14 protein-coding genes are annotated in these 12,767 nt (G+C 36.3%); 9 read left to right on the top strand and 5 right to left on the bottom strand.

Translation table 11 applies throughout. The annotated features are described in order from the left end of the window. Positions 1-7: 7 nt before the first annotated feature. Both ACW0JX_RS22465 and ACW0JX_RS22460 read left to right on the top strand, forming a co-directional pair. Positions 8-382 carry a hypothetical protein gene (locus ACW0JX_RS22465; RefSeq protein WP_459245072.1) on the top strand — a complete coding sequence of 125 codons (375 nt, stop codon included), beginning with the start codon at positions 8-10 and terminating at the stop codon, positions 380-382. A gap of 20 nt (positions 383-402) precedes the next feature. Then, positions 403-768, top strand: a complete 366-nt coding sequence (locus ACW0JX_RS22460) for a DUF3221 domain-containing protein (RefSeq protein ID WP_459245071.1) — start codon at positions 403-405, stop codon at positions 766-768. Between the two features lie 29 nt (positions 769-797). On the opposite strand, the gene pepQ is transcribed toward ACW0JX_RS22460, so the two are convergent. Next, a complete protein-coding gene (pepQ, locus tag ACW0JX_RS22455; RefSeq protein ID WP_459245070.1) occupies positions 798-1,895 on the bottom strand; it encodes a Xaa-Pro dipeptidase in 1,098 nt (365 codons plus the stop codon). A gap of 149 nt (positions 1,896-2,044) precedes the next feature. Between pepQ and ACW0JX_RS22450 the strand changes: the two genes are divergently transcribed. Further along, positions 2,045-2,728, top strand: coding sequence for a metal-dependent hydrolase (locus tag ACW0JX_RS22450; protein ID WP_000868922.1), 684 nt, complete (start codon positions 2,045-2,047; stop codon positions 2,726-2,728). Positions 2,729-2,767: 39 nt separating this feature from the next. Here the strand turns inward: ACW0JX_RS22450 and ACW0JX_RS22445 are convergent, their stop codons facing one another. Continuing rightward, on the bottom strand, positions 2,768-2,929 hold the full coding sequence (locus ACW0JX_RS22445; RefSeq protein WP_000976017.1) for a hypothetical protein: 162 nt from the start codon (positions 2,927-2,929) through the stop codon (positions 2,768-2,770). 244 nt (positions 2,930-3,173) lie between these two features. Between ACW0JX_RS22445 and ACW0JX_RS22440 the strand changes: the two genes are divergently transcribed. Beyond that, entirely contained in the window at positions 3,174-4,487 is a 1,314-nt protein-coding gene (locus ACW0JX_RS22440) for a DRTGG domain-containing protein (protein ID WP_069356286.1), read from the top strand. 209 nt (positions 4,488-4,696) lie between these two features. Further along, positions 4,697-4,960 (top strand): DUF3949 domain-containing protein, encoded by a 264-nt coding sequence (locus ACW0JX_RS22435; protein ID WP_000093046.1) that lies wholly within the window; start codon positions 4,697-4,699, stop codon positions 4,958-4,960. A 7-nt stretch (positions 4,961-4,967) separates the two neighbouring features. On the opposite strand, the gene ACW0JX_RS22430 is transcribed toward ACW0JX_RS22435, so the two are convergent. Next, positions 4,968-5,273, bottom strand: coding sequence for a YtpI family protein (locus ACW0JX_RS22430; RefSeq protein ID WP_459245069.1), 306 nt, complete (start codon positions 5,271-5,273; stop codon positions 4,968-4,970). A gap of 159 nt (positions 5,274-5,432) precedes the next feature. On the opposite strand from ACW0JX_RS22430, the gene ACW0JX_RS22425 reads away from it, so the two are divergent. Beyond that, complete coding sequence (locus ACW0JX_RS22425) at positions 5,433-6,365, top strand: DHH family phosphoesterase (RefSeq protein WP_053563565.1); 933 nt, start codon at positions 5,433-5,435, stop codon at positions 6,363-6,365. 51 nt (positions 6,366-6,416) lie between these two features. On the opposite strand, the gene ytrI is transcribed toward ACW0JX_RS22425, so the two are convergent. Next, positions 6,417-6,920, bottom strand: a complete 504-nt coding sequence (gene ytrI / locus ACW0JX_RS22420; protein ID WP_001265736.1) for a sporulation membrane protein YtrI — start codon at positions 6,918-6,920, stop codon at positions 6,417-6,419. After that, positions 6,917-7,330, bottom strand: a complete 414-nt coding sequence (locus tag ACW0JX_RS22415; RefSeq protein ID WP_002005839.1) for a YtrH family sporulation protein — start codon at positions 7,328-7,330, stop codon at positions 6,917-6,919. Before ACW0JX_RS22415 ends, ytrI begins: the two co-directional genes overlap by 4 nt. 42 nt (positions 7,331-7,372) lie before the next feature. Here ACW0JX_RS22415 and dnaE point away from each other — a divergent pair, with 42 nt between their 5' ends. From dnaE to ACW0JX_RS22400, 3 genes are all read left to right on the top strand, one after another. Next, positions 7,373-10,699: a DNA polymerase III subunit alpha gene (gene dnaE, locus ACW0JX_RS22410; protein WP_088024382.1), complete on the top strand. Its 3,327-nt coding sequence runs from the start codon at positions 7,373-7,375 to the stop codon at positions 10,697-10,699. A 133-nt stretch (positions 10,700-10,832) separates the two neighbouring features. Continuing rightward, positions 10,833-12,041 (top strand): NAD(P)-dependent malic enzyme, encoded by a 1,209-nt coding sequence (locus ACW0JX_RS22405; RefSeq protein WP_459245792.1) that lies wholly within the window; start codon positions 10,833-10,835, stop codon positions 12,039-12,041. Positions 12,042-12,055: 14 nt separating this feature from the next. Beyond that, positions 12,056-12,700 (top strand): FadR/GntR family transcriptional regulator, encoded by a 645-nt coding sequence (locus tag ACW0JX_RS22400; protein ID WP_000204444.1) that lies wholly within the window; start codon positions 12,056-12,058, stop codon positions 12,698-12,700. The last annotated feature ends 67 nt before the right edge of the window (positions 12,701-12,767 follow it).

Below are 12,767 nucleotides of genomic sequence, written 5' to 3'. Positions count from 1 at the left end.
GGGCATTATGAAGAGAGCATTATTCTTTTTTATTAGTATTTTCTTTTTAGGAAGCTGTTCCATTTCGTATGTTAATTTTTCTAGCGAGAGCAAAAGTTGGACTGGACAATATAAAGGGCATATTAAGGATGACAGTGAAGATGGAATGTTTACGTTTCAGTACAAGGGCGGAGATGGGAATACAGAATTTAAAAACTTAGAGATTGCTATTAATGGAGCCTTTAGTACAATGACACAAACGTCAGAAGTTCATAAAGGAGCAAGGGTTGAAATAAAATCTTCTTGTGTAAGTTGTGCACCTCTATCTAAAGATGAACCGATAGAAGTTGTAATTAAATGGGATGATAAGTATGAGGAGAAGATGGTGTTAAATTTGAAATAGCCTAAAGTAAGGAGTTAAAAATGAATAGGCATATGAAAATTGTTATGTTTTTAAGTGTATTTCTAGTCATATTATCAGCTTGTACTACAAAACAAGTAGAGCAGGTAACGGTAAAAGAAGTCCCTAAAGAAGGGTATATCATATTAAGAAATGACACGGTATTTTTTGTCGATGATAAAACGTTTAACACAAAAGTAGAGTTACAAAATTATATAGAACAACAAATGAATAAAGAGCATCCATCACATATAGTCTTGAGCTTTAAGGACAAAGACGCATATAAACAGTTAAAAACAGGGGATAAAATAAAAGTATGGTTTTCTCAAATACTTGAAAGCTATCCAGCAAGAATGATTGTAGAGAAATTTGAAATAGTAGAGGAATAAAAAAAGGCAGCATTCACGCTGCCTTTTTATTATTTTACAAATTGTAATTCTTTCGGGAATTTCGTTAAAATTTCTGATCCGTCTTTTGTAATGTAAATATCATCTTCAATACGAACGCCACCTACGTTTGGTACGTAAATACCAGGTTCGATTGTGAAGACCATACCTTCTTTTAATGGAGACTCGTTACCAGCTTTTACATCTGGATATTCGTGTACGCTAATTCCAAGTCCATGACCAAGTCGGTGCGGGAAGAAGTCTCCGTAACCTGCATCTGCGATAACAGAACGAGCAGCGTTATCGATTGCGCCAAGTGTAACACCTGGTTTACATGCTTCAACTGCTTGTAGTTGTCCAGCAAGTACAGTATTGTAAATGCGAGTTTGCTCTTCAGAAATCTCACCGAATGCTACTGTACGTGTAATATCAGAGCAATAACCTTCAATGATTACACCTAAATCAAATAGTACGAAATCACCGCGCTTCATTTTGTTTGCGCCAGGAATACCGTGTGGAAGAGCAGAATTTGCACCCGCTAATACCATCGTATCAAATGACATCTTATGTATGCCTTTTGTTTTTAATTCATGTTCAATAATTGCTAATACTTCTAGCTCGCTACGGTTTTCTTTAATTGCATTTACACCAACTTCAACAGCGTAGTCCGCCATTTTAGCTGCTTCGCGTAAAATAGAAAGTTCTTTTTCATCTTTAATTAAACGAAGTTCGCGAACTTTCTCCTCAGCTGATTTGAAAGTTGCATTTGGGAATAATTTCGTTAATTCTTCGTAGCGCTCTACGTTTAAATGTTCTTTTTCAATTGCAACTGCATTTGCATTGATGCCGCGGTCTTTAATTGCTTTTGCAATCATATCCCATGGTCTGTCAGTATCAGTAAATCCAATAATTTCATGTGCCCAGCCAGCGTTACGTGCTTGACCTTCTTCCATTTTAGGACAAATTAAAATAGGTTCTTTTTCTTGGAATACAAACATACCAAGTAATCTTTCATGCGGTTCACAGTGGAAGTTCGTCATGTAGAAGACGTTCGGTGTAGAAGTTAAGAACGCAGCTTCTACGTTTTTTTCTTTTAGCCATTGCATTAAATTTTCTAATCTAGCATTCATCGATTGGCACCCCCGAGATATTTAATTACAAATATAACTTTAACTCGGAAGAAAGCGTTATGACAAGTAAATAGATGTTAGAAAAGACAGGGAATTGAAAAATCATGTAGAATAAAAAGTGAGAATGTGAATAGGGGAGGAATGTAATAATGAAAGTATCTTATCATGGGCATTCAGTTGTGAAAATTGAGGCGAATGGAAAAGTTATTTTAATTGACCCGTTTTTAACAGGTAATCCGAAAACAGATTTAAAAGCTGAAGATGTAAAAGTGGATGCAATCCTTTTATCGCATGGACACGGTGATCATGTTGGAGATACAGTAGAACTTGCGAAGAAAAATAATGCAGTTGTTGTAGCGCCATTTGAACTAGCAACATTTTTAAGTTGGCAAGGTGTAAATACACATCCGATGCATATTGGTGGTTCACATGAATTTGACTTCGGAAAAGTGAAGTTTACACAAGCATTCCACGGCTCTAGTTATATTGATGAAGCAAATAAGACGATTACATATACAGGTATGCCAGCAGGTATTTTATTTACAGCAGAAGAGAAAACAGTGTACCACGCAGGAGATACTGCACTATTCTCTGATATGAAGTTAATTGGGGAATTAAATAAAGTTGATCTAGCATTTTTACCAATTGGTGATAATTTCACAATGGGACCAGAAGATGCTGTACTAGCGGCAAAATGGATTAATGCGAAAACTGTTGTACCGATGCATTACAATACGTTCCCAGTTATTGAACAAGATCCATATCAATTTGTAGAAAAGCTACAAAATTGTACAGGGAAAGTATTAGAAGCTGGAGAAAGTATTACACTATAGAAAAGAAACCCTTCATTTGAAAAGAAAAGTGAAGGGTTTTTACGTGTGTAGGACAGCTTTTAATGCTTGTATTTGTTTTGGTGATTCTTTTCTTTTTGTACGTGGTTGTTCAGGTGTTTCATTCAATTCCATTGCAACTTTTTTCCCATCTACGAAAGCTAAAAATACAGCACCTACAACCTCTAAAAATTTTTTCATCATGTGTACGCTCCTTTGTTTTATTTCTTGTCTTCATTGTATAGGTAATCAAGTGGGCGAACTATCGAATGAGATGACAATAGCATTACATTGTTGTAATAGAATGACTGGTGGAATGTAAGAGTCATTTTGTTATAAAAAAAATAGTACAGGTATGCAAAGAGAGAGTGTAACAGTTTTGAAAATATAGTATACTGAAAGTACAACACATGAAGAATTTAGGGAAAAGAAAGTATGGTGAAACCATTTGGCTACCAAGCATAACCAAATTTTAGAACATATTAATAGCCTGCCAGTAGGCCATAAAATTTCTGTAAGACAAATTGCGAAAGATTTGAGTGTAAGTGAAGGGACAGCTTACCGTGCAATTAAAGATGCAGAAAATAAAGGGTATGTTAGTACAATTGAACGTGTCGGAACAATTCGAATTGAACAAAAGAAGAAAGAAAATATCGAAAAACTGACATATGCAGAAGTCGTTAACATTGTCGACGGTCAAGTACTTGGGGGCAGAGAAGGACTACATAAAACATTAAATAAATTCGTAATCGGAGCTATGAAATTAGAAGCGATGATGCGCTATACAGAAGCTGGGAATTTACTCATTATTGGTAACCGTACGAATGCACATCAATTAGCGCTAGAAACTGGAGCCGCTGTATTAATTACGGGCGGATTTGATACGGAAGATCATGTGAAGAAATTAGCAGACGAATTAAAGCTGCCGATTATTTCAAGTAGCTACGATACATTTACGGTTGCAACGTTAATTAACCGTGCAATTTATGACCAACTTATTAAGAAAGAAATTGTACTCGTTGAAGATATTTTAACGCCAATTGAAGAAACGTTATATTTGAAGCCAAATGATACTGTACAGCAATGGCATGCATATAACGAAGAGACAATGCACGGAAGATATCCAATTGTTGATGAAAATAAAAAGGTGCTAGGAATCGTAACTTCAAAAGATATGATCGGTGTAGCGAAAGAAACATCAATTGATAAAGTAATGACAAAACACCCAATTACAGTGAACGGTAAAATGTCTGTCGCAGCTGCGGCACGTATGATGGTGTGGGAAGGAATTGAATTACTTCCTGTCGTTGAGGAAGGAAATAAACTGCAAGGTATTATTAGCCGTCAAGATGTACTTCAGGCACTGCAAATGATTCAACGTCAGCCACAAGTTGGAGAAACAATTGATGATATTGTAACGAATCAATTTATGACGCCAAAAGAAGCGAAGAATGAGCATCTATATCAATTTTCGGTGACGCCGCAAATGACGAACTCAATCGGAACGTTATCGTACGGTGTATTTGCAACAATTGTGACAGAAGCGACAAATCGCGTTATTCGTGCGCAAAAGAAAAGCGATTTAATTGTTGAAAACTTAACAATTTATTTCGTAAAGCCGGTTCAAATTGATAATGTTGTATCCGTTCATCCGAAAGTATTAGAAATTGGGCGTAAATTTGGTAAGGTTGATGTAGAGGTGCATCATGAAGGTAATGTCGTTGGAAAAGCATTACTTATGGTTCAGTTAATTGATAAATAAAAAGATGGAACAAATCGTTTTGATTTGTTCCATTTTTTTTGTTGTTTTAAATTTGAAAGGCATGATTTTAGATGAGAGTTTTAGTGAAATATGTATGGGGTGGAGTGGAAAAGTAACGCAAGAAAAGACAGAATAGTAATTCAATTTGGTTGTATATTGTGTTATGATTATATTGTAAGAAAATGGATTTATGGAAGGTGGTATACATTATGTCGTCAGCCGTACTCTTTTTTGGTAGTATCGCACTATTTTACTTTCTTGTAATGATACCGATCCAATATTTATATTTACAAGGTTTACATGAAAAAAAGGAAAAGACAGGATTATCTCAGCGAGAGCTATATGAAAAAATGTCTTTTGGAGAAGAACAATTACATTTTCACGTACAAGGTAACCCATTTAATATACCATCTGCGTTTGTCGCATATATGATTTTAAAAGTTAGAGGACGTAAAAAAGCATCACAATTTTGATGCTTTTTTACGTTGTTTCATAGACTTCTGCTTCTTTAACTGCTAATGGTAAGAAATGTTTGTATTGGCGAAATCCATTAAATGCACTTGCACTACCAAATAGAACGAATAAGATACCAACGATAATACGAGCGGTTGAAAGTTCTAAAAAGAATTGGTTTATCCCGAAGAATAAGACGAATGAACCGAGTGCCATTGCGGATTTTCCAGAGAGCCAACCTTTCTCCATTGGGCGGTTTGTACGAAAGTATTTTGTTTTGTAGAAGAGATACAACATAAATGAGACGATAATACAGAAGACTAATACTGGCATAATGAACACTCCCATCGTTTTATGAAAAAAATAGTGGAGAAAAAAGAAATATCTAAACTTTCTAACTTTTATTATAAAGCAATTGTTCGCATGTATGAAATACTTTCCGTTATAATGAGAGATAAAGTGAAGAAGTTGATTAAAAAGGAGATTATACATATGCATGAGCAAATTTTAGGAGCAATTAAAGAGTTTGATACAATTATTATTCATCGCCACGTGCGTCCGGATCCAGATGCATTAGGTTCACAGGGTGGCCTTGGTACAATTCTAAAAGAATCGTTTCCAGAGAAAAATATTTATACGGTTGGGTACAATGAACCGTCGTTAGCATACTTACGAGTAATGGATGATATTGAAGATAGTATATACGAAAATGCGCTTGTTATTGTTTGTGATACTGCGAATCAAGAACGTGTTGACGATCAACGCTATACAAAAGGGAAGATGTTAATTAAAATTGATCATCACCCAAATGAAGATCCATATGGAGATATTACGTGGGTAGATACGACAGCGAGTTCGACAAGTGAAATGATTTATGAGTTTTATAACTATGGAAAAGATAAAGGATTAAAAATAACAAAAGAAGCAGCCCGCCTTATTTTAGCAGGAATTGTTGGAGATACAGGTCGTTTCTTATTCCCAAATACGACAGCAAAAACACTTCGTTACGTAAGTGAGCTTGTTGACATGGGTGTGAAATTCACAGATTTATACAATGAAATGTATAAGACAAAAGAAAAAATTGCTCGTTTAAACGGTTATATTTTACAAAACTTTACGATGGTAGAAGAAGGAGCAGCTTACATTAAATTAACGAAAGAAGTATTAGAAGAATTTGATGTACTTCCTTCTGAAGCATCTGGTGTTGTTGGAGCGCTTGGCAATATTGATGGATTAAAGGCGTGGGTTCTATTTTTAGAGGAAGACGACGTAATTCGTGTTCGTCTTCGTTCAAAAGGACCAGTTATAAACAAATTGGCAATGCAATATAACGGCGGAGGACATCCGATGGCTTCTGGTGCCAAGGCATCTTCTTGGGAAGAAGCGGATCGTCTTTTTGCTGATTTACGTGAGATTTGTAAATAAGGGACTATATGTTAGAACGAAAAGAAGGAGCGGCGCTAAAGCCCTCCTTCTTTATTTTTCCTTTTCTATAGTAATGCTAATTTCAAGCACTGTATCAAAAGATATTGTATCGACTTTAAAACGGTATAGTCGATCGTAATGTTTGTACGTTTTGTTTTCGATTACCTTTTTGAGTAGGTCTTTATTTTTTGCGATACTTTGAATGTTTTTCGTTAAAAGATGCTGGAGATCATTATGGATAGATGTAGTCATATTTTCGAGTGTAAGATTGTCTAAATCGTATTTTTCTCGATTGATAAGTTTTATTTTAATCTCTTGAATGGTTAAGAGCCGTTTATTTTCAGTGTTCAATTTTTCTTGATCTTCGAGAAGGACGTGGAGTTTTGCTTCTTGTTTTTCTATAATTTCTCTTTGTTCTGCTATTTTACTAGCTTGTTCTTCTTGAAAAACACCGTATATGTACAAAAAAATAAACCAGCTCAACACGCCTCCAACAGCAGCACCAGCTAATACTAAGTACCATCTTTTTGCTGTATTGGCACTTGGTACTCTCATACATGTTCCTGCGTTAGCCATTTAATAATAATGAGACCTGTTTGCATACCACCAGTTGCGAAAAAAATAAGGAGAATTTGTTTTACGATATCTTTCATATCTCCGCCAAAGAAACTTCTTTCAAAGCTATAAAAGGTATCGAATGTTCCACCAATTGCTGCAACGAGTGCCCAAATTCTTAAATTTTGGGCGAATTGATTAATGTAAGTTAGAGCTGGTTTTCCGATAAGAAACGCACCAAATCCACCAATTAATGAACCGCCAAGTATAACCCCAAAGGCAATAAAATAACTAATAATAAGCAGAGAGAAAAAAGTATGTTCTCTTACATCCATCGTCATTCCCCTTTCTTCTTCATATATATGGACAAAGTATAAGAAGTATGTTTTGATTTCCGCTTTCCTCATCACCTATAATAAAAGTAGTCAAATAGGTAAAGAGAGGGTACAACAGTGAAGTTTGTGCATTTACAATGTCAAACCGTTTTTAGTTTATTAAAAAGTGCTTGTAAAATTGATGAGCTTGTAGTCAGGGCGAAAGAACTTGGTTTTTCATCGCTGGCTATTACGGATGAAAATGTTATGTATGGCGTTATTCCGTTTTATAAAGCATGTAAGAAACATGGTATACAGCCTGTTATTGGATTAACCGCTTCTATTTTTAGTGAAGAAGAAGAAAGGTCTTATCCGCTTGTATTACTTGCTGAGAATGAAATAGGCTACCAAAATTTATTAAAGATTTCTAGCAGTATTATGACAAAATCCAAAGAAGGTATTCCTAAGAAGTGGCTTGCGCATTATGCGAAAGGATTAATTGCTATTTCACCAGGTAAAGATGGCGAAATTGAGCAATTATTACTAGAAGACAATGAGAGTCAGGCTGAAGAAGTAGCTCGCACATATCAAAATATGTTCGGCCATTTTTATATGAGTTTGCAGCATCATGCGATTCAAGATGAGTTGCTTTTACAAGAGAAACTACCTGAATTTATTAGTAGGGTTAATATTCCAGTCGTTGCAACAAACGATGTGCGCTATATCAATCAAAGTGACGCACTTGTTCACGAATGTTTACTATCTGTTGAAAGTGGAACGAAAATGACTGATCCAGATAGGCCGAGGCTGAAAACAGATCAATATTATTTAAAGTCATCGGATGAAATGGAAGCACTATTTTCCCATGCGCCGGAAGCAATCCAAAATACAATGAAAATTGCAGAGCGTTGCCAAGTAGAAATACCGTTCCATGTAAATCAACTTCCGAAGTTTCCTGTTTCGTCTAATGAAACGAGTGATATATACTTGCGTCGTGTTTGTGAAGAAGGTTTACGGAAACGATATGGTGCGCCGAAAGAAGTGCATATAAAGCGTTTAAATCATGAATTAAATGTTATTTCTCGTATGGGATTTAGTGATTATTTCCTCATCGTATGGGATTTTATGAAGTATGCACATGAAAATCATATTTTAACAGGACCAGGTCGTGGATCGGCAGCTGGTTCACTCGTCTCATACGTATTAGAAATTACAGATATTGATCCGATTGAATACGATCTATTATTTGAAAGGTTTTTAAATCCTGAACGTGTGACGCTTCCCGATATTGATATTGATTTTCCAGACGTAAGACGTGATGAGATGATTCGCTATGTGAAAGATAAATACGGTCAGCTCCGTGTTGCGCAAATTGTAACGTTTGGTACGCTTGCAGCAAAAGCGGCAATTAGAGACATTGCCCGCGTAATGGGGCTTCCGCCGCGAGATATTGATATATTTTCAAAACTTATCCCATCAAAGCTTGGTATAACGTTAAAAGATGCATATGAAGAATCACAATCACTTCGTGAGTTTATACAAGGGAATCTTCTGCATGAGCGTGTGTTTGAAATCGCAAAACGTGTAGAAGGTTTACCACGTCATACGTCTATTCATGCGGCTGGCGTTATTATGAGTCAAGAACCGCTAACAGGCAGTGTAGCAATTCAAGAAGGACATAACGATGTTTATGTTACGCAATATCCAGCCGATGCGCTAGAAGAACTTGGGTTGCTTAAGATGGACTTTTTAGGATTACGTAATTTAACGTTACTTGAAAATATTATAAAATTTATCGCGAACAAAACAGGGAAAGAAATCGATATAAGAAACTTACCTCTTCAAGATGAAAAGACGTTCCAATTATTAGGGAGAGGGGATACAACAGGTGTATTCCAGCTTGAGTCAGGTGGTATGCGAAATGTACTTCGCGGGTTAAAACCGAATGAGTTTGAAGATATCGTAGCTGTTAACTCATTATACAGACCGGGACCGATGGAACAGATACCGACCTTTATTGAATCGAAACATGGAAAAAGAAAAATTGAATATTTACATCCGGATTTAAAGCCAATTTTAGAAAGAACATACGGCGTCATTGTATACCAAGAACAAATTATGCAAATTGCATCGAAGTTAGCAGGGTTTTCGCTTGGTGAAGCAGATTTACTGCGCCGTGCAGTGAGTAAAAAGAATCGTGATATTTTAGATCAGGAACGTAAGCATTTTGTCCAAGGTTGTTTGCAAAATGGTTACGATGAGACGTCTGCTGAGAAAATTTATGATTTAATTGTAAGATTTGCGAATTACGGTTTTAACCGAAGTCACGCTGTAGCTTACAGTATGATCGGATATCAGCTTGCCTACTTAAAAGCGAACTATACGCTGGAATTTATGACGGCACTATTATCAAGTGCAATTGGAAATGAAGATAAAATTGTACAGTATATACGAGAAACGAAGCGAAAGGGTTTTCATGTTTTGCCGCCGTCTCTTCAAAAAAGTGGTTACAACTTCCAAATAGAGGGGAATGCGATACGTTACAGTTTACTTTCGATTCGAAATATTGGAATGGCTACAGTGACGGCATTATTAGAAGAACGAGAGAAAAAAATGTTCGAAGATTTATTTGAATTTTGTCTCCGTATGCCGTCAAAGTTTGTAACAGAGCGCAATTTAGAAGCTTTCGTCTGGTCGGGATGTTTTGATGGTTTTGGTGTTTCGAGAACAAATTTATGGAAAAGTCTTAAAGGGGCGTTGGAGTACGCAAATCTCGCGCGTGATTTAGGAGATGCTGTTCCAAAATCAAAATACGTACAAGGAGAAGAGCTATCTTTTATTGAACAACTAAATAAAGAGAAAGAAGCACTTGGCTTTTATTTATCAAGTTATCCGACTGCGCAGTATGTAAAGTTAGCAAAAGAATTAGAAATTCCATCTCTCGCTCAGGCGATGCGACACAAGAAAAAAGTACAAAGAGCTATTGTGTATATAACAAGTGTGAGAGTGATTCGTACGAAAAAGTTTCAAAAGATGGCATTTATTACATTTTGTGATCAAAATGATGAAATGGAAGCGGTCCTCTTCCCGGAAACGTATATACATTTCTCGGATAAGTTACAAGAAGGAGCAATTGTTTTAGTTGACGGCATGATTGAGCTAAGAAACCATAAGCTGCAATGGATTGTAAATGGACTATATCCGCTAGAGGAAATGGATGTTTATGAAGAAAAGAAAGACGCATCTGTTTACGTGAAATTGCCGTCTCAGTATGAGAAAAAGCTTTTAAATCAGGTTACGAAAATATTGTTCGACTATTCAGGTTTTGCGAAAGTACTAATTTATTATGAAAAGGAACATAAAATGGTACAATTATCTCGAAGTTTATCGATTCATCCAAGTGAAGAATGTTTAGGAGCACTTCGTGAAATTGTCGGGGAAGAAAATGTAGTTGTGAAAATATAATGGACAATTTCCCTACACTTCGATTATTATAGTAGTAGTGTTCGTGGTCAGACCACTTGGAGAAATTGATATCAGCAAGAATAATTTGAGGAGAGTGGATAGTTTGTCAACACTTCGTGAAGAAGCACTTCACATGCATAAAGTGCATCAAGGAAAATTAGAAACTGTATCAAAAGTAAAAGTAGAAAATGCAAAAGATTTAAGTCTTGCATATTCTCCAGGGGTTGCAGAACCTTGTAAAGAAATTTATGACGATAAAAGTAAGGTATATGAATATACGATGAAGGGAAATATGGTAGCAGTTGTGACAGACGGAACAGCTGTACTTGGTCTTGGTAACATTGGACCTGAAGCATCTCTTCCAGTAATGGAAGGTAAAGCTGTATTATTCAAGAGCTTTGCTGGTGTAGATGCATTCCCGATTGCCTTAAATACAAACGATGTAGATAAAATTGTTGAAACTGTAAAATTAATGGAGCCAACTTTTGGCGGCGTTAACTTAGAAGATATCGCAGCACCAAACTGCTTCATTATTGAAGAGCGTTTGAAAAAAGAAACAAATATTCCTATCTTCCATGATGATCAACACGGAACAGCTATCGTAACAGTAGCAGGTCTTGTAAATGCACTGAAATTAGTTGGAAAGAAAATGTCTGACATTAAAGTTGTCGCAAATGGCGCAGGTGCAGCAGGTATTGCAATTATTAAACTTTTATATCGCTATGGTGTACGCGACATTATTATGTGTGACCGTAAAGGGGCAATCTATGATGGTCGTCCTACAGGTATGAATCCGGTGAAGGATGAAGTTGCAAAATATACAAATAAGAATCGTATAGAAGGTTCTTTAGCTGATGTTGTACAAGGTGCGGACGTATTCATTGGTGTATCTGCAGAAGGTGCATTAACGGAAGAGATGGTTCGTATAATGAATGACAATGCGATTATTTTTGCAATGGCAAATCCAGTTCCAGAAATTATGCCAGAATTGGCAAAAGCAGCGGGCGCAGCTGTTGTTGGAACAGGTCGTTCTGACTTCCCGAACCAAGTAAATAATGTACTGGCGTTCCCTGGTATTTTCCGCGGTGCACTTGACGTACATGCGACACAAATTAACGAAGAAATGAAGATGGCAGCTGTACAGGCTATTGCTGAGCTTGTAGCAGAAGACGAGTTAAATGCAGACTATATCATTCCGGCACCATTTGACGCGCGTGTAGCGCCTCAAGTAGCGGCTTACGTTGCAAAAGCAGCAATGGAGACAGGAGTAGCTCGCCGTCAAGTAGATCCAAATGAGATCGCTGAAAAAACAAAACAATTAGCGCTGATTGGTAAAGAATAAGCGAGGAATTTCCATTGACATCATCAAATACAAAAGTATATCTCGAAATTGTAAAAAAAATTCGTTCCATTATGGAAGAGGATGGATTGGTAGCGGGGGATCGTTTGCCGTCTGAGCGCGAGTTAAGTTCACGTTTAAACGTAGGACGTTCCTCTGTAAGAGAAGCATTGCGTGCTTTAGAACTGGTAGGATTGATTGAAACGAGACGTGGTGAAGGGACGTTTATTCGAAACTTTTATGATAACGGTCTTGTACAATTAATTGCTCCGTTCTTACTGCAAGATGAGAAAACAATTCGTGATTTATTACAAACAAAACGATTGCTTGAGAAAGATATGATTCGAATTGTATGTAATTTACCGAAAGAAACGTTTTCTAAAGTACTAAGTAGATTACACCAAGTACTTGAAGAAAATGAAAGCTCAATCCCAACGCTTCATCAAACGTTCTTTAAAACACTTATTGAACAAGTCGATAATTATTTACTATATCGCATTTGGATGATCGTAAATGATTACGTAGCAACTCTTTCTTGTAAAGTTTCAAGAGATTCTATCGATATGTATAGAAAGCTTTATGCTACTTTGGAAGAAAAACAAGAAAATGATGCACTAAAAATTTACGATGAATTAGTAGAGAATATACAGTTTCACTCGTAATGTATAAAATTTGTCGAAATGACCATGACACGTTATGACAAACATTCTACCGCGTAGCGGTTAAAGT

The organism is Bacillus sp. C-3-6, assembly GCF_054509685.1.
Note: the sequence above shows the minus strand (reverse complement) of the source record. Positions and strands in the feature narration are given on the sequence as shown.